The following is a 17355-nucleotide window of genomic DNA, read 5'->3' as shown; positions in this document are numbered from 1 at the left end:
TGGCCAATTACTCAACACGATGAGCGTTGGTCCGGACTGGCCAACGGGCCGGGAACGCTGTTAGCATTGCGGCACGCGGGCTTGTCCCCGTGCCGCTTTTCCCTTCCCGTATCAACGACTACAAATGACGAAACCATTCAAACGCATCCTGTTCACCGGCGCCGCCGGCAACCTGGGCCGCCGCCTGCGCGAGCGCCTGCACGAATTCGCCGACATCGTGCGCCTGTCCGACGTGGCCGACTTCGGCCCGGCCGCGCCGCACGAGGAAATCGTCCTGTGCGACCTGGGCGACCGCGACGCCGTCATGCGCATGTGCGAAGGCGTCGACGCCATCCTGCACTTCGGCGGCATCTCCACCGAAGAGGAATGGGCACCGATCATGCAGGCCAACATCCTCGGCATGGTCAACCTGTACGAAGCCGTGCACAAGCTGGGCATCCGCCGCGTCGTCTTCGCCAGCACGAACCACACGATGGGTATGTACAAGACGACGGACCTCGTCGACGCCACGATGCCCCCGCGCGCGGACGGCTATTACGGCGTATCGAAGGTGTTCGGCGAGACGCTGTCGCGCTATTACTGGGACCGTTTCGGCGTGGAGACCGTCTGCATCCGCATCGGCTACTGCTGGCCGGAGGCGACGAACTACCGCCAGCTGGTCACCTGGCTGTCGCTCGACGACCTGGTGCAACTGCTGCACCGCTCGCTGACCACGCCGCGCGTGGGCCACACGATCACGTTCGGCATCTCGGACAACGAGGGCCGCTGGTGGGACGACCGCCACGCTGCCTTCCTGCGCTACAAGCCGAAGGACAGCTCGGAGCAGTTCGCGGACAAGCTCCCGGCGGAAGTCCAGTATCCGCCTGCGGACGACATCGCGACCTTCTACCAGGGCGGCGTGTTCCTGCACAACGGGCCGAAATACCGCCCGTAACAGGCCCGCCAGCGCGCGTCGGCACGCCGGATGTCGTCTGACGTCCGACCACACCGTCGCCCCTGCGCAGGCAGGGGCCCAAGTTCCGGCTGCGCAGAAAACTTGGGTCCCCGCGTGCGCGGGGACGACGGTTGTTTATTTTTTCGCAGACTTGTCAGACAAGTGAGTCCGCACAGCTATAATCGTAGCCTGGACCCCACTGTATACAACGCCCGCATGAACTCGCCGACCGCCCTGCTGCCCGCCCGCAAAAAATACCGCAACCTCGCCCAGGGCGTCGTGGAAGAATTGAGCGCGCGCATCCGCCGCTCCGAGTTCAATCCGGGCGACAAGCTGCCGCCGGAAGCCGCGATCATGGAAGAGTACGGCGTGAGCCGCACGGTGGTGCGCGAGGCGATCTCGCAGCTGCAGGCGGGGGGCCTCGTGCAGACGCGCCACGGCATCGGCACCTTCGTGCTGGAACCGCCCGCGACCACGCTCGGCATCGGCACGGACAGCGTGGTGACGGTGCGCGACGTGCTCGCGATCCTGGAACTGCGCATCAGCATGGAGACGGAAGCCGCGTGGCTGGCCGCGTCGCGCCGCACCGAGGAACAGGTGGCGCAGATGGGCCAGGCGCTGGGCGAGATGCAGCGCGCGCTCGAGAATGGCCGCACCTCGGTCGAGGCCGACGTGCGCTTCCACCAGCTCATCGCGGAGGCGACGGACAACCGCTATTTCGTCGAGCTGCTGGGCCAGCTGGGCAGCGCGATCATTCCGCGCGCCCGCCTCAACACCCCGGGTCTCGGCGAAGACAAGCCGGCCGACTACCTCGAACGCGTGAACCGCGAGCACGAGGACATCTATAAAGCGATCCTGCGGCGCGACCCGGAAGCGGCCCGCGCCGCGATGCGCACCCACCTCTCGAACAGCCGCGAACGGCTGCGGGAAGCGCAGCAGCGGCTGCAGGACCAGCCGCGTACCTGATCAGCGGTACTGCAGCGCCACCACCTGCGCGCTGCGGCGCGGCGCGCCGGCCAGCGCCGGACGGACGGACGCGGCCGCCGGCACCCGTTCCAGCGTGAAGATGCTCACCGCCTCCAGCAGTGCCTGCGCCTGCTCCTTCAGGCTTTGCGCCGCCGCCGCGGCCTCTTCGACGAGCGCCGCATTCTGCTGCGTGATGCCGTCCATCTGGTGCACGGCGCCGCTCACTTCCGCGATGCCGTGACCCTGCTCCGCGCTGGCGCGGGCGATGTCGCCGAGGATGCCGGACACCTGGCGGATGGCATCCATGATCTCGTCCATCGTGCTGCCCGCTTCGTCGACGAGGCGGCTGCCCGTGTCCACGTTGTGCACGGACGCGTTGATCAGGTCCTTGATCTCCTTGGCCGCGCCGGCGCTGCGCTGCGCCAGCGCGCGCACTTCCGCCGCCACCACCGCGAAGCCGCGCCCCTGTTCCCCGGCCCGTGCCGCTTCCACGGCCGCGTTCAGCGCGAGGATGTTGGTCTGGAACGCGATGCTGTCGATGACGCCGATGATGTCGGCGATGCGTGCCGAGCCATCCTTGATGTGACCCATCGTCGACACCACCTGCGCCATCACGTCGCCGCCCTTGACGGCGACCGTGGAGGCGCGCGCCGCCAGGTCGTTGGCGTTCTGCGCATTCGCCGCGTTGCGCTGGACGGTCCCGGTCAGCGTCTCCATCGCGCTGGCGCTCTCCTCCAGCGATCCGGCCTGCGCTTCCGTGCGCGCCGACAGGTCGGCATTGCCGGTCGCGATTTCATCCGTCGCCGTCGCCATGTTTTCCGTGCTCGTGCGGATCCTGGCCAGCATGTCGTGCAGGTTGCCGTTGATGGTGGCGATGGCCCCCAGCAGCCGGCCCACCTCGTCGTCGAACTCCACGACGACCTCGCCCGACAGGTCGCCGGCGGCGATGCGGTCGGCCGCGGCGACGGCCTTGTTCAGGTTGCGCATGATGTAGCGGTAGACCATGTACAGGGCGGCGGTCGTCGACACGAGCGACAGCACCATCAGCGCGATGGCGGCCGTCATCGCGCTGCCGGTGGCCTGGTGCGCGTCGGCGACGGCGGCGCCGGTGCGCTCGTCCAGCAGGCGCAGGAAGTCGTTCAGCGGCACCATGATGCGCGCCTTGTTGCGGTGGTATGCGGCGTCGTGCATGATCGCCCGCGCGAATTCCGCGTTCGGTTCGTCCTTGCGGGTAAAACCGCCGCGGCCGTCGTCGAACAGGCCTTTCACGGCGTTCATCGCGGCGACTTCGGTCTTGACCAGGGCGTCGGACACGTCCTGCGCCTCCTGCAGCTTGGCGAATTCCTGTTCGCTGAAGCCGGCCTTGCGCATCAGTTCCTGCAGCGGGACCGCCTGGCCGCTCGCCGGCGGCACCGCGACGCCGCCCGCGACGAGATCCCAGTAGATGCGCTCGTAATGCGCGGGCCGCGGCGCGGTGCCGTTGCGGATGGCGAGGATGTCCTGGTATTGCTGTTCGTAGCGGCTGTCGCCCGTGACCACGTAGGTGCGGGCGAGGCGCGTGAGGTCGTCGGAGCTCTGGCGCAATTCATCCGCCAGCAGATAGGACCGGTAGCGCGACTCGCTCGCCTCCGTCGCGCGGCTTTGCGCGACGGACACGCGCTGCAGCGCGGCCAGCATGAGGCCGGCCATGAGCAGGGTCAGGGCCAGCAGGGTGATGAATGTTTGTTTGATCGTAAGATGCCGCATGGTTGTCTCCTCCTCGACATTTACAATCTATCCAAAACTCACCTTACAAAATAGTGGGAAAGCATAAAATTCGGAAATATGTTCTTTATGCGCAACATTAATTCCAAATAAGCAATCGCGTCGTTCCCGCGCAGGCGGGAACCCATACCGAGCATCCTGATCACTTCAGCATGGATTCCCGCTTTCGCGGGAACGACGTGCCGTCAGAAGGCCATCCGCACGCCCGCGCGATAGGTGCGGCCGATCACGTCATACAGCGCCGGATTGATACCGATACTGAGGTTCGTCTGCGGCACGAGCACCGGCCCGCGGTCGGCCAGGTTGTCGATCTTGAAGTACAACATCGAGTCCTTCGCGAACGTGTACGTCGCACCGAAGTCGACGTACGTGGCGCCCGGGAGGTGGTTGTCGTAGATCGTCGGATGCGCCGCGGTCGGCACCGGGCAGTTGGTCTGGCACTCGATGAACTCATTGCTGAACACACCGGCGCTGACCCAGCGCTCCGTCAGGCTGAGACCCAGCTTGCCGTTGTCCCACGACTGGGTCACGAGCGCCTTCCACTTCGGCGTGCTGCCCGCCATGTTGCCCGCGCCCTCGCTCGGCGTCGTGCCCGGCACGCCCGGGTCGGACAGCGAGTGGATCGTGCGCGTCGCCATGCCGCGCAACGTGAACATGCCCGGCAGGCCGTAATCACGCAGGTTCGTGCGGTACGCCGTCTCGACGTCGACGCCGCGCGTGTGCAGCGACGCGAAGTTGAAGCTCTGCGCCAGCACGTAGTTGGTGCCGGCCGCACCGTTGATCGACACGGCGCTGCACACGTTCTGGTAGCCCGCGTAGCACAGGTCGACCTCCTGCTGTGGGCCCAGCGAGTTGATCACGTTCTTGACCTTGATGTCGTAGTAGTCGACCGACAGGTTGAAGCCGCGCGCCCAGCTGGGTTGCGAGAGCACGATGCCGAACGAGTTGTTCCGGGCCACTTCCGGCTTCAGGTCCGGGTTGCCCACGTTGCGCTGCTGGATCTGGATGGACGAACCCTGGTTGTTGTTGACGGCCTGGTTCGTCACCGTCATCGCGGCATACAGCTCGGACAGGTTCGGCGCGCGCACGTCCTTCGAACTCACGGCGCGAAGGCGCAGGCCGTCGACGGGCGTCTTCCACGTCGCGCCGATCTTCCACGCGCTCGCATGGCCGGCGGTGCTGTATTTCTCTTCGCGGTCGGCGAGGTTCAGGTTCGCCTCGCCCCACGTGGCCGACTTCAGGAACGGGATGTTGAGCTCGAGGTAGGCTTCCTTCACGTTGAACGCCCCGCGGCCGTTGTGGTAGTTCCCCGCGAACCAGTTGTCGCCGCCGGTCGACAGCGTAGTGTCGAGCGGATAGCTCGGGCCGTAGCGCGACTGCAGGTCCACGCCGGCGCCGTACGGGTCGCCGACCACCGAATAGTCCTCGCGGCGCCATTCGAAACCGGTGGCCATCGAGATCGGCCCGGCCCAGCCCTCGGCCACGTCGCCGTGCACGTTGGCGCTGACGACGTTCTGGCTCGAATCCGTATGCTGCATCGGCCCGTTCTGCGGCGCGATGTACGACCAGCCGGCCATGTTGATCGGCACGTCGCCGAAGATGTTGATCGGCTGGCAGCCGTTGGCGCGCGCGTTGGCATCGCGGCAGACGATGTTGCCGCTGGCGTCGCGCACGGCGTCGATCGCGTAGTTGTAGCGGCGGTTCAGGGTGATGTCCTGCACGTGGATGACGGTTGTGTTCTCGCCATGTTCCGCGTACGCGTCGTACGACCAGTCCTTGCCGAACAGCGTGAAGCGGCCGTCCGCGCCGACCACGAAGCGGCGCTGCGTGCGCGTCGGGAGCACGGAGATATTGGCGGGGAATTCCGCGTTCGCCGTACCGACCTGCATCACGCCGTTCGCATAGCCGGATGCGCAGCCTGCCGCGATCGACGCCGGCAGGTACGCGTTGTCGCACTTGATGCCGAGGTTGGCCTGCTTGGCCGCGCCCGGGTTCGGCGAGAACACGGATTTCACTTGCGCCCAGTTGCCCGTCACGTAGATCTCGTTATCGGCGTCGAGATCCCAGGAGACGCGCGTGTACGCGACCTGGCGCTTGAAATTCATCGCCAGGTTCGTGCCCGCGCCCACGCTGCCCGCCAGGTCGCCGCCCACGCAGAAGTTGCCGACGCAGTTCGACCCGTACTGGAACGGGTACGGCGTGCCGCCCGGACCGAACGCCGTGCCTTTCAGCGGGCCGTCCGTGATCAGGCCGTACTTCGCATACTGGATGTGCTGCGCGTGCTGGATGCTTTTGTAGCGCGGCGCGCCGGCGGCCTGCATCGCCTTCGTCGATTCCTGCAGCGCCGGGTTCTTGTACCAGCTGCGGCCGTTCGCGCCGACTTCGCCGAAGCCCGGCGAATCGATGCCGTTCTCCTTCGTGAACTCGCCGCTCGCCGTCACGTGCAGGCGGTCGTTCATGAAGCCCTTGCCCCACGCGGCCTGCAGGGTGCCGTTCTTGTCGTCGTGGTACTTCGTCATGCCGCCTTCGGCATTGAACTTGAAGCCGCTGAATTTTTTGTCGGTGATGAAGTTCACCACGCCGCCCACGGCATCGGAACCATACGAGGCCGACGCGCCGCCCGTCACGACGTCCACGCGTTTTACCAGCAGTTGCGGGAACTGGCTGACGTCCGTGACGCCGGTGACGTTCGCGCCGACGACGCGCTGGCCATCCAGCAGGGTCAGGGTGCGGATCGTGCCGAGGCCGCGCAGCGACAGCGACGACAGGCCCTGCACGCCGCTCGACGTGCTGTACGTGAACGTGGTGCGGCCCGTGCTGCCCTGCAGCGCCGGCAGTTCGGCCAGCGTGTTGAACAGGTTCGGCTTGGCGGATTTCGCCAGGTCGTCGGCCGTCAACGTCGTCGTCGGCGTCGGCTGGCTGAAGCCGCGCGCGGCGATGCGCGAGCCGGAGACGACGACGGTGTTGACGCCCTCCTGGGGGGTGGCCGCCGCCGGCGCGGGTGCGGGTGCCGATGCGGGATCGGCGGGGGCGGCGGCGGTCTCCTGGGCATGGCCCGGGAGCGCGAGTACGCCGCAGGCACTGGCGACGGCGAGGTGGATCAGGGTCTTGCGGAACTGCTTTGGCATGGTGTCTCCGTTTTTGTTTTATCGGTGTGGTCCGGTTGCGAACCGCGATGCCCGGCAGGGTGCTCTCTTCACCTCATCCCGGTCCGCTGCCTCTGCTCTACGCGGTGGTAACGCTATCTGTTACCGCTATCATTGCGTAAAATGCATTTTGGACCGCATCGTAAATATGCGTCCAATAACTTTTTTTAATCGCTCGATGCCAAAATCGATATCACTCTATATGCAGCCCCGACAATTTTGTGCTTGCCCTTTTGCCGCCTCACTTGTACGATGACTGACAATTGTTGACACATCATCGCGCCCGCGCGTCCTTCCCTGGAGACCCAATGAATCCGCAAGAACTCAAGCAAGTCATGTCGTCCGGCCTGCTGTCCTTCCCCATCACCGACTTCGATGCAGAAGGCAACTTCCGCCCCAGCACCTACATCGAACGCCTGGAATGGCTCGCCCCGTACGGCGCCACCGCGCTGTTCGCGGCCGGCGGCACCGGCGAATTCTTTTCGCTGACGCATGACGAGTACTCGCAGGTGATCAAGACTGCCGTCGACACGTGCGCCGGCAAGGTGCCCATCCTCGCCGGCGCCGGCGGCCCGACCCGCGCCGCGATCGCGTTCGCGCAGGAAGCCGAGCGCCTCGGCGCGAAAGGTGTGCTGCTGCTGCCGCACTACCTGACGGAAGCGAGCCAGGACGGCCTCGTCGCGCACGTGGAAGCCGTCTGCAACTCGGTCAAGATCGGCGTCGTGGTGTACAACCGCGCGCAATGCCGCCTCACGCCGGACTCGCTGGAAAAGCTGGCCGACCGCTGCCCGAACCTGATCGGATTCAAGGACGGCATCGGCGACATCGAACTGATGGTCTCGATCTGGCGCCGCCTGGGCGACCGCTTCAGCTACCTGGGCGGCCTGCCGACCGCGGAAGTNATTCAAGGACGGCATCGGCGACATCGAACTGATGGTCTCGATCTGGCGCCGCCTGGGCGACCGCTTCAGCTACCTGGGCGGCCTGCCGACCGCGGAAGTCTACGCCGCGGCCTACAAGGCGCTGGGCGTGCCGGTGTACTCGTCGGCCGTCTTCAACTTCATGCCGAAGCTCGCGATGGATTTCTACCACGCGATCGCCAAGGACGACCATGCGACGACGAACCGCCTGCTGGACGAATTCTTCCTGCCGTACCTGGCGATCCGCAACCGCAAGGCCGGCTACGCCGTGTCGATCGTCAAGGCCGGCGCCCGCCTCGTCGGCCACGACGGCGGCCCGGTGCGCGCGCCGCTGACCGACCTGACGGCGGAAGAATCCGACATGCTGCACAAGCTGATCGTCGCCCAGGGCGCCCAATAACAACAGGGAACCTCGAAAAACCGTCGCGAGCGGCGGCAATGTTGTTCGAGAAGCGCAGCTGTACGAGAGTACAGCGAGCATCGCAGGACTCGCCGTCCGCAACGACAGTGCAACGCAGCAGGTTTGTCGACGTTCCCGAAACCAGCAAGGAGAAAACATGACGATTCAAGGTGAAATGATCATCGGCCGCCGCGTCGTGCGCGGCAGCGCCGGCACCACGCGCGCCTTCAACCCGGCCACGCGCGCCCAGATGGAACCGGAATTCGGCCTCGCGACGGAAGACGACGTCGCCGCCGCCTGCAATCTCGCCGAACAGGCCTTCGACACCTACCGCAACCTGCCGCTGGAACTGCGCGCGCGCTTCCTCGAAGCCATCGCCGACCGCATCATGGACATCGGCCCCGCGCTGATCGAACGCGCCTCCGCCGAATCGGGCCTGCCGACGGCGCGCCTGGAAGGCGAGCGCGGACGCACGTGCAACCAGCTGCGCCTGTTCGCCAAGGTCGTGCGCGACGGGAACTTCCTCGACGCGACGCTCGATTCCGCCCTGCCCCAGCGCACGCCGCCCCGTTCGGACCTGCGCATGCGCAAGATTCCGCTGGGCCCCGTCGCCGTGTTCGGCGCATCCAACTTCCCGCTCGCGTTCTCCGTCGCCGGCGGCGACACCGCATCCGCGCTGGCGGCCGGCTGCCCCGTCGTCGTGAAGGCGCACAGCGCCCACCTCGGCACGTCGGAACTGGTCGGTAAGGCGGTGCGCCAGGCGGCCGAAGACTGCGGCATGCCGGACGGCGTGTTCTCGATGCTGATCGGCGAAGGCCGCGTGGCCGGCCAGGCGCTGGCCGCGCATCCGGCCATCAAGGCCGTCGGCTTCACCGGTTCGCGCCAGGGCGGCCTCGCCCTCGTGCGCACGGCGAACGCCCGCAAGGAACCGATCCCCGTCTACGCCGAAATGAGCAGCATCAATCCGGTCTTCATGCTGCCGGGCGCCCTCGCCGCGGGCGGCGCGAAACTGGCCGGCGCGTTCGTCGACTCGCTCACCATGGGCGTGGGCCAGTTCTGCACGAACCCGGGCCTCGTCATCGCCCTCGCCGGCGCGGACCTGGACGCCTTCAGCGCGTCGGCCGCCGCAGCGCTGGCTGCCAAGGGCGCCGGCACGATGCTGACGGCCGGCATCCACCAGGCCTATGTCGACGCCGTCGGCCGCCGCTCCGGCATCGAGGGCGTGCAGCTGGTCGGCCAGGGCAGCGCCGAAGGCACCGGCTGCGCCGCGCAGGCGGCGCTGTACGCCTGCGACGCCGCCACGTACATCGCCAGCCCGGCGCTGGACGAAGAAATCTTCGGCCCGGCGTCGCTGGTCATCGCCTGCCGCGACGAAGCGGAGATGCTGGCCGTGGCGCGCCACCTGGAAGGCCAGCTGACGGCCACCGTCCATGCGACGGCCGCCGACCGCGAGCTGGCCGGCAGCCTGCTGCCGACGCTGGAGCGCAAGGCCGGCCGCGTGCTGTTCAACGGCTTCCCGACCGGCGTCGAAGTGTCGCACGCGATGGTGCACGGCGGCCCGTTCCCGGCCACGTCGGACAGCCGCTCGACGTCCGTCGGCGCCACCGCCATCGAGCGCTTCCTGCGCCCGGTGTGCTACCAGGACGTGCCGCCGGAACTGCTGCCGGAATCCCTGCGCGACGACAATCCCCTGGGTCTCGCGCGCATGGTCGACGGCACGTTGCAGCTCGCGAAATGATCATGAAGTAGACCGCATTGCCCCATGGGCGGCTGGTACGATGTGCCGGCCGCCCGCAATGGCCGGAGGAGACGCCGGCCAGCGATCGTCAGCAAAAACCATAGACAAGGCCTGACCATGACCCGCAACCGCACCGGCGACGCCGCAGTCGCCAGCCCCGCCGCCCGGCCCGCCGGCGGCAACTACCGGTGGACCATCTGCGCGCTGCTGTTCTTCGCCACCACCGTCAACTACCTCGACCGCCAGGTGCTGAGCCTTCTCGCGCCGTCGCTGTCGAAGGAATTCGGCTGGTCCAACACGGACTACGCCAACATCGCCGCCGCCTTCCAGTTCATCTACGCGATCGCCCTGCTGTTCGCGGGCCGGGTCGTGGACCGGCTCGGCACCAAGACCGCGTACGTCCTCGCTATCGTCATCTGGTCGGCCGGCGCCATCGCCCATGCGTATTCGATCGAGCTGGGCAACGGCCTGAAATCGCTGCTCGGGCTTGCTGTGCCGGCCTCCGTCCTCGGCTTCATCATCGCCCGCACGATCCTCGCGATCGGCGAAGCGGGCAACTTCCCGGCCGCGATCCGCGCCACGGCGGAATACTTTCCCAAGTCCGAGCGTTCGTTCGCGACCGGCATCTTCAATTCCGGCGCCAACATCGGCGCGATCCTGGCGCCGCTGACGGTGCCGGTGATCGCGGCCATCTGGGGCTGGCAGGCCGCATTCGTCTGGATCGGCGCCGTCGGCTTCCTGTGGGTCGTGTTCTGGGCGGTCCTGTTCGACGAACCCGCACGCCAGCGCCGCCTGTCGCGCGCGGAACTCGAGTACATCCGCAGCGATGACGCGGGGTCGGCCCCGGTGGCGGCGACCGGCCCCGCCCCCAGCTGGCGCACCCTGCTCGGCCTGCGCCAGACGTGGGCCTTCATCGTCGGCAAATTCATGACGGACGGCGTCTGGTGGTTCTTCCTGTTCTGGCTCCCGAAATACCTGACCGACAAATACGGCATGGCCACGTCGGACCTCGTGCTGCCGCTGGCCGTCCTGTACAGCATGACGATGGTGGGCAGCATCGGCGGCGGCGCGCTGCCGTCGCGCTTCATGCGCCAGGGCAGCGCGCCGTACGACAGCCGCATGAAGGCCATGCTCCTGATCGCGTTCTTCCCGCTCGTCGTGCTGCTGGCGCAGCCGCTGGGCCACCTGGGCTACTGGGTGCCCGTGATCCTGATCGGCGTCGGCGCATCCGCCCACCAGGCGTGGTCCGCCAACGTGCTGACGATCACGTCGGACCTGTTCCCGCGTCATTGCGTCGCCTCCGTGGTCGGTATCGGCGGCCTGGCGGGCGGCATCGGCGGCGTGCTCGTGACGAAGATCGGCGGCATGCTGTTCGACTACTACGGCGCGCAAGGCCAGATCCAGACGGGCTACATGATCATGTTCACGTTCTGCGCGCTGGCCTACCTTGCCGCGTGGGGCATCATGAAGGTGCTCGTGCCGACCCAGGACATGGTCCGCCTGCCCGAGGAGCTGGCGCATGCCTGACGCGATCGTGGAAAGCGTGCGCGGCGTCAGCTGCGCCGTGGGCGAAAGCCCCGTCTGGCACGCCGAGGAGCAGGCGTGGTACTGGGTCGACATCCCCGCCCGCCGCATCTGGCGCCTGGACCATGCATCCGGCGCGACGCGCCACTGGACCGCGGCCGAGATGGTCGCCTGCATCGCGCCGCGCGCCGCGGGCGGCCTGATCGCCGGCATGGAGACGGGCATCTTCGCCGTCGACCTGCAGGACGACGGCACGGTACGGGCGGAGCGCCTGGCCGCGCCGCCCGAACTGGCGCCCGGCATGCGCTTCAACGACGGCCGCACGGACCGCCAGGGCCGCTTCTGGAGCGGCACGATGTGGATGGACATGGCGGCCGCGCTGCCGCTCGGGCGTCTATACCGCTACGACGGCGCGGGCCTGTCGGCGCCGCTAGTCTCCGGCCTCGTCACCCAGAACGGCCTCGCGTGGTCGCCGGACGGGCGCACGATGTACCTGTCCGATTCGCACCCGACGCGCCGGCGCGTGTGGACGTTCGACTACGACGTCGACGCGGGCGTACCGCACAACCGCCGGCTGCTCGTGGACATGGCCGCGTACGCGGGCCGGCCGGATGGGGCGGCGATGGACAGCGACGGCTGTTACTGGGTCGCGGGCAATGATGGGGCGAGCCTGCTGCGATTCACGCCGGTCGGGAAGCTGGATCGGGAACTGAAGCTGCCGGTCGCGAAGCCGTCGATGCCCTGCTTTGGCGGGCCGGACCTGGATACCCTGCTGATCACGTCGATCGTGCAGCCGGGGCATGAAGACGACGCATTGGCGGGCGCAGTGCTGCTCGTGCGGCCGGGAGTTGCCGGCGTGCCGGAAATCGCATTTGCTGGTTGAACGCGTGGGCACGGGGCGTCGCGAACGCCCCGCGCCTGCACGGATGACGCCGATGCGGTATCGTGCTTGTATGAACGACATCCATTTCTACGAACCACGCGCCGGCCACGGCCTGCCGCACGATCCTTTCAATGCCATCGTCGGCCCCCGCCCCATCGGCTGGATCTCCACGAAAAGCCGCGCCGGCATCCCGAACCTCGCCCCGTACAGCTTCTTCAACGCATTCAACTACACGCCGCCGATCGTGGGCTTCGCCAGCATCGGCTACAAGGACACCGTCCGCAATGTCGAGGAAACGGGCCAGTTCTGCTGGAACCTGGCCACGCGCGCCCTCGCCGACCGCATGAATGCCAGCTGCGCGATGGTGCCGCCCGAGGTCGACGAATTCGCGCTGGCCGGCCTCACGCCCGCCCCGTCGCGCCTCGTGGGCGTGCCGCGCGTGGCGGAAACCCCGGTCTCGTTCGAATGCAAGCTCACCCAAGTCGTCCGGCTGCAGGACGCCGACGGGCAGCCGGCGCCGAGCTGGCTCGTGCTGGGCGAAGTCGTCGGCGTGCACATAGCCCGCGCGCTGCTGAAGGATGGTGTGTACGACACCGCGCACGCCGGCCACATCCTGCGCGGCGGCGGGCCGGCCGACTATTTCGAGGTCGGTCCCGAGCAACTGTTCCGGATGTTCAGGCCACAGTGATATACGGAATATCTGGCGAAGTAGGCAACATCGCCCGCGATCACGTATGATCGCGTATCGCCGTGGACACGGCGCCCCGTCCGCGCCCGCGCCAGGAGCGCGCGCACTGCCCCGGCCACCACGCCGTGCGGGCAACGGCGGCGCACCACCACCCGCCGCCGGATCGGGCGCGGCGGATGTCCCGGCCTGCCTCCCCGCACGGTCCCTGCCGTGCGCCGGATGGCCGCAACGCATCCATAACATCGTCCGCGCACAGCGGCATAGGAGAAATCATGAGTACCGAAAGCAGCCTGAACGAGGCTAAAGACACCCAGTTGCGCGCCGACGCGCTCGAATACCACCGCAGTCCGGTACGCGGGAAGATCGAGGTCGTCGCCACGAAACCCCTGTCGAACCAGCGCGACCTGTCGCTCGCCTATTCGCCCGGCGTCGCCTACGCCTGCGAGGAAATCGCCGCGGACCCCGCCACCGCCGCCGACTACACCTCGCGCGGCAACCTCGTCGCCGTGATCTCGAACGGCACCGCGGTCCTCGGCCTCGGCAACATCGGCCCGCTGGCCTCGAAGCCCGTCATGGAAGGCAAAGGCTGTCTGTTCAAGAAATTCGCCGGCGTCGACGTGTTCGACCTGGAACTGGCCGAGAACGATCCCGATAAACTGGTCGATGCGATCGCGATGCTGGAGCCGACCGTCGGCGGCATCAACCTGGAAGACATCAAGGCGCCCGAGTGCTTCTACATCGAGAAGAAGCTGCGCGAGCGGATGAACATCCCCGTCTTCCACGACGACCAGCACGGCACCGCCATCATCTCCAGCGCCGCGCTGCTCAACGCGCTGAAGGTCGTCGGCAAGGACATCGGATCGGTGAAACTCGTGGCGTCCGGCGCCGGCGCGGCGGCCATCGCCTGCCTCGACATGATGGTGAGCCTGGGCGTGAAGCAGCAGAACGTCTACGTCGCCGACTCGAAGGGCGTGATCTGGCAGGGCCGCGAAGCGAACATGGAAGCGAACAAGGCTAGGTACGCGCAGGCGACCGACGCGCGCACGCTGGCGGACATCGTCGACGGCGCCGACGTGTTCCTCGGCTGCTCGACCGCGGGTGTGCTGACCGGCGACATGGTCAAGACGATGGCCGCCAGCCCGATCATCCTGGCCCTCGCGAACCCGGAACCGGAGATCCGTCCGGAAGTGGCGAAGGCCGCGCGTCCGGACTGCATCATCGCGACCGGCCGTTCGGACTACCCGAACCAGGTCAACAACGTGCTGTGCTTCCCGTACATCTTCCGCGGCGCGCTCGATTGCGGCGCCACCCGCATCACGGAAGAGATGAAGCTCGCCTGCGTGAGCGCGATCGCCGACCTGGCCGAGGCGGAAGCCAACGACGCCGTCGCCGCCGCCTACGCCGGCCAGGACCTGAACTTCGGTCCCGACTACATCATCCCGAAACCATTCGACCCGCGCCTGATCGCCGCCATCGCGCCGGCCGTCGCCAAGGCCGCGGAAGCGTCGGGCGTCGCCACCCGTCCGATCGCCGACATGGACGCCTACCGCGACAAGCTGGGCGAAATGATCTACCACACTGGCTTCTTCATGAAGCCCGTGTTCGCGAAGGCCAAGGCCGCGCCGAAGCGCGTCGCGTTCGCGGACGGCAGCGAGCCGCGCGTGCTGCGCGCCGTGCAGACCCTCGTCGACGAAGGCATCGCCAAGCCGGTGCTGATCGGCCGCGCGGGCGACGTCGAAAAGGCGATCAAGCAGTCCGGCCTGCGCCTGAAGGCGGGCGTCGACTACACGCTGGTCGAGGCGGAAGGCGACACGACGCTGCAAGGCGCGCGCCTGCTGAACGCCGGCCAGGTCGACTCGCTCATCTGCGGCATGACGGGCAGCTACGACACCCACCTCGCGCACGTGAAGAACGAGATCGGCCTCGCGCCGGGCGCCGACGTGCTGGCCGCGATGAACGCACTCGTGCTGGACAAGATGACCCTGTTCATCACCGACACGTACGTCAACGACAACCCGTCGGCGCAGGAACTCGCCGCGATCACGAAGCTGGCCGCGCAGGAGATGCGCCATTTCGGCCTGGAGCCGAAGGCGGCGCTCGTGTCGCATTCGATCTTCGGCTCGTCGCAGCGCCCGTCCGCGCAGCGCATGCGCGACGCGCGCGCCCTGCTCGCGCAATCGGCGCCGGAACTGCCGGTGCTGGGCGAAGTCCATGGCGACGCCGCGCTGTCGGAAGACATCCGCCGCATCTATCAGTCGAAGGACGATTTCGGCGGCAGCGCCAACCTGCTCGTGATGCCGTCGCTGGATGCCGCCAACATCCTGTTCAACGTGCTGAAGGTCACGTCGGGCAAGGGCGTGACCGTCGGTCCGATCCTGCTGGGCGCGGCGAAGTCCGTGCACATCCTGAGCCCCAGCGCGACCGTGCGCCGCATCGTCAACATGACGGCGCTGGCCGTGGCCGAGGCCTGACAGGATGAACTTCGCGCCGGGCGGCAAGCTGCGTGCCGCGATCAATCTGGGCAACCCGATCCTCGCGCACGCGGCCGGCGACGGCGGCGCGGGCGGCGTCTCCGTCGACCTCGCGCGCGAGTTCGCGCGGCGGCTCGGCGTGGACCTCGAGCTCGTGGTCGTCGACGCGGCCGGCAAGTCGGTCGACGCCGTCGCAACCGAGCGCGCGGACATCGGCTTCTTCGCCATCGATCCCGCGCGCGGCGCCGACATCGCGTTCACGGCGCCGTACGTGCTGATCGAGGGCAGCTACCTCGTGAAGGACGATTCACCGATCCGCGCCAACGAGGACGTCGACCGGGCGGTGCACCGCGTCGTCGTCGGCAAAGGAAGTGCGTATGACCTGTTCCTGACCCGGGAACTCCGGCAGGCGCAGATCGTGCGCGCGCCGTCCTCGCCCGCCGTGGTGCCCACGTTCCTCGAACTGGGCGCGGACGTCGCGGCGGGCGTGCGCCAGCAGCTGGAAGCGGACGCGCGGGCCCGGCCCGGCCTGCGCCTGCTGGATGGCCGCTTCATGGTCATCCGCCAGGCGATGGGCGGGCCGAAATCGCGCGGCGAGCACGCGGCTGCCGCGCTCGCCGCGTTCGTCGAAGAGATGAAGGCGAGCGGCTTCGTGGCCGAGGCGATGACACGCCACGGCATCGAAGGCGCATCGGTCGCCCCGGCGGGGTAATTCTTTGCTAAGCTGTCGAGCTGAAACCGATTTCACACCCAGCCCGACAGCTTATGCCCACACCATCGAAAACCGCAACAGCGCTGGTCCTGTCCTGCGCCCTCACGGCCGCAGCACAAGCGGCCGATATTCCCGTCCACACCCTCGACAGCGGCAGCGTGCGCGCGACCGTCACCGACGCCATCGGCGGCCGGCTGCTGTCGTTCGGGCTGGCGGGCCAACCCAGCTTCATCAAGAGCGACCTGGCCGCCGGCGATCCGCATGCCGCCATCGGCGGAACGACGGACAACGTCGGCTGGCTCGGCCACGAGATCTGGGTCGGTCCGCAAAAGGAATGGTGGTCGCACCAGGACGTGAACCCGGCGCGCGCCGGCCTGCCGTGGCCGCCCGATCCGTGGCTGAGCCTCGCCCGCTACAAGATCGAGGAGAAGCGGCCCGACGCCATCACGCTCGCGAGCCCGGCCAGTCCCGTGAACGGCCTGCAGCTGGTGAAACGCTACAGCCTCGTGGCGGGCAAGCCGCACAGCCTGCGAATGGACGTCGACGCGGCCAACGCGTGCAAGACGCAGGTGGCGTGGGACATCTGGTTCAACACGCGCGCCCATGGCGACACGCGCGTGTACGTGCCCGTCGCGCGCCGCGAGGACGTGCGCCAGCAGGCCATCGAACCGAAGCCGGACATGGTGCCGCTGACGTGGACGCTGGCGGACGGGCTGTTCTCGCTGGACGCCTTCCCCGCGGGCAAGGGCCAGCCGCACCGCAACGGCAAGATGCTGCTGCAGCCGTCGGCCGGCTGGATGGCGGGTTTTCATCGAGGCCAGGTGCTGGTGATCCAGTTCGCGCACCAGCCGCGCGCGGCCATCCATCCGGACCAGGGCCAGATCGAGTTGTACAACGACTGGCAGCCGGAAGCGCCCGAGAAGGGATTGATGGAGATGGAGGTGCACGCGCCGTACGTGACGCTGGCACCGGGCCGGCACATGCTGGCGTCCGAGCAGTGGACCCTGCTGCCCTACGGCGGGCCGGATACGCGTGCGGCGCAGGTGGCGTTCCTGCGGGCGCATGCAAAGGAACTGGGCCTCGACGGACTCTGAATAACGTCGCCCCCGCGGAGGCGGGGGCCCAATCTTGCATGCGCTGACGAGATGCCTGCAGAACTTGGGCCCCTGCCTTCGCAGGGGCGACGGATCTTGCGTTAACGACGCTACG

Annotated in this window: 12 protein-coding genes and 1 pseudogene; 11 read left to right on the top strand and 2 right to left on the bottom strand. The window is 67.7% G+C overall.

What is annotated here, in order from left to right; genetic code table 11:
- Positions 1 to 124: 124 nt before the first annotated feature.
- Both ASD28_RS06310 and ASD28_RS06305 read left to right on the top strand, forming a co-directional pair.
- Positions 125 to 934, top strand: coding sequence for an NAD(P)-dependent oxidoreductase (locus ASD28_RS06310; RefSeq protein WP_056125451.1), 810 nt, complete (start codon positions 125 to 127; stop codon positions 932 to 934).
- Positions 935 to 1150: 216 nt separating this feature from the next.
- Positions 1151 to 1900, top strand: coding sequence for a FadR/GntR family transcriptional regulator (locus ASD28_RS06305; protein WP_056125448.1), 750 nt, complete (start codon positions 1151 to 1153; stop codon positions 1898 to 1900).
- Here ASD28_RS06305 and ASD28_RS06300 read toward each other — a convergent pair whose 3' ends face one another.
- Positions 1901 to 3646 (bottom strand): methyl-accepting chemotaxis protein, encoded by a 1746-nt coding sequence (locus ASD28_RS06300; protein ID WP_056125446.1) that lies wholly within the window; start codon positions 3644 to 3646, stop codon positions 1901 to 1903.
- Between the two features lie 203 nt (positions 3647 to 3849).
- The gene (locus ASD28_RS06295) at positions 3850 to 6792 is read right to left on the bottom strand and encodes a TonB-dependent siderophore receptor (protein WP_056125444.1); all 2943 of its coding nucleotides are present in this window, start codon (positions 6790 to 6792) and stop codon (positions 3850 to 3852) included.
- Positions 6793 to 7118: 326 nt separating this feature from the next.
- On the opposite strand from ASD28_RS06295, the pseudogene ASD28_RS32670 reads away from it, so the two are divergent.
- From ASD28_RS32670 to ASD28_RS06255, 9 genes and pseudogenes are all read left to right on the top strand, one after another.
- Positions 7119 to 7711, top strand: a pseudogene (locus tag ASD28_RS32670) (5-dehydro-4-deoxyglucarate dehydratase); the annotation flags it as partial.
- 1 nt (position 7712) lies between these two features.
- On the top strand, positions 7713 to 8130 hold a 418-nt coding region (locus ASD28_RS32665), incomplete at its 5' end, for a dihydrodipicolinate synthase family protein (RefSeq protein WP_229412381.1).
- 157 nt (positions 8131 to 8287) lie between these two features.
- A complete protein-coding gene (locus ASD28_RS06285) occupies positions 8288 to 9868 on the top strand; it encodes an aldehyde dehydrogenase (NADP(+)) (RefSeq protein WP_056125442.1) in 1581 nt (526 codons plus the stop codon).
- Positions 9869 to 9985: 117 nt separating this feature from the next.
- Positions 9986 to 11395 carry an MFS transporter gene (locus tag ASD28_RS06280; protein WP_056125440.1) on the top strand — a complete coding sequence of 470 codons (1410 nt, stop codon included), beginning with the start codon at positions 9986 to 9988 and terminating at the stop codon, positions 11393 to 11395.
- Positions 11388 to 12275: an SMP-30/gluconolactonase/LRE family protein gene (locus tag ASD28_RS06275; protein ID WP_200948947.1), complete on the top strand. Its 888-nt coding sequence runs from the start codon at positions 11388 to 11390 to the stop codon at positions 12273 to 12275. The genes ASD28_RS06280 and ASD28_RS06275 overlap by 8 nt, the downstream gene beginning before the upstream one ends.
- A 70-nt stretch (positions 12276 to 12345) precedes the next feature.
- Positions 12346 to 12963, top strand: a complete 618-nt coding sequence (locus tag ASD28_RS06270; RefSeq protein ID WP_056125438.1) for a flavin reductase family protein — start codon at positions 12346 to 12348, stop codon at positions 12961 to 12963.
- Between the two features lie 272 nt (positions 12964 to 13235).
- A complete protein-coding gene (locus ASD28_RS06265; protein ID WP_056125437.1) occupies positions 13236 to 15434 on the top strand; it encodes an NADP-dependent malic enzyme in 2199 nt (732 codons plus the stop codon).
- 4 nt (positions 15435 to 15438) lie between these two features.
- Positions 15439 to 16146, top strand: a complete 708-nt coding sequence (locus ASD28_RS06260; protein ID WP_056125435.1) for an ABC transporter substrate-binding protein — start codon at positions 15439 to 15441, stop codon at positions 16144 to 16146.
- Positions 16147 to 16199: 53 nt separating this feature from the next.
- A complete protein-coding gene (locus ASD28_RS06255) occupies positions 16200 to 17240 on the top strand; it encodes a DUF4380 domain-containing protein (RefSeq protein WP_056125433.1) in 1041 nt (346 codons plus the stop codon).
- Positions 17241 to 17355 lie beyond the last annotated feature (115 nt).

This window comes from Massilia sp. Root133 (genome assembly GCF_001426525.1).
GTDB classification, from domain to species: Bacteria; Pseudomonadota; Gammaproteobacteria; order Burkholderiales; family Burkholderiaceae_D; genus Telluria; species Telluria orientalis.
The sequence above is the reverse complement of the archived record's forward strand: the minus strand, read 5'-3'. Positions and strand labels throughout refer to the sequence as shown.

Coding starts and splice junctions, on each gene's coding strand:
- ASD28_RS06295 (WP_056125444.1), bottom strand. CDS start 6,792: ATGCCAAAGCAGTTCCGCAAGACCCTGATCCACCTCGCCGTCGCCAGT.
- ASD28_RS06255 (WP_056125433.1), top strand. CDS start 16,200: ATGCCCACACCATCGAAAACCGCAACAGCGCTGGTCCTGTCCTGCGCC.
- ASD28_RS06305 (WP_056125448.1), top strand. CDS start 1,151: ATGAACTCGCCGACCGCCCTGCTGCCCGCCCGCAAAAAATACCGCAAC.
- ASD28_RS06270 (WP_056125438.1), top strand. CDS start 12,346: ATGAACGACATCCATTTCTACGAACCACGCGCCGGCCACGGCCTGCCG.
- ASD28_RS06285 (WP_056125442.1), top strand. CDS start 8,288: ATGACGATTCAAGGTGAAATGATCATCGGCCGCCGCGTCGTGCGCGGC.
- ASD28_RS06300 (WP_056125446.1), bottom strand. CDS start 3,646: ATGCGGCATCTTACGATCAAACAAACATTCATCACCCTGCTGGCCCTG.
- ASD28_RS06260 (WP_056125435.1), top strand. CDS start 15,439: ATGAACTTCGCGCCGGGCGGCAAGCTGCGTGCCGCGATCAATCTGGGC.
- ASD28_RS06275 (WP_200948947.1), top strand. CDS start 11,388: ATGCCTGACGCGATCGTGGAAAGCGTGCGCGGCGTCAGCTGCGCCGTG.
- ASD28_RS06310 (WP_056125451.1), top strand. CDS start 125: ATGACGAAACCATTCAAACGCATCCTGTTCACCGGCGCCGCCGGCAAC.
- ASD28_RS06265 (WP_056125437.1), top strand. CDS start 13,236: ATGAGTACCGAAAGCAGCCTGAACGAGGCTAAAGACACCCAGTTGCGC.
- ASD28_RS06280 (WP_056125440.1), top strand. CDS start 9,986: ATGACCCGCAACCGCACCGGCGACGCCGCAGTCGCCAGCCCCGCCGCC.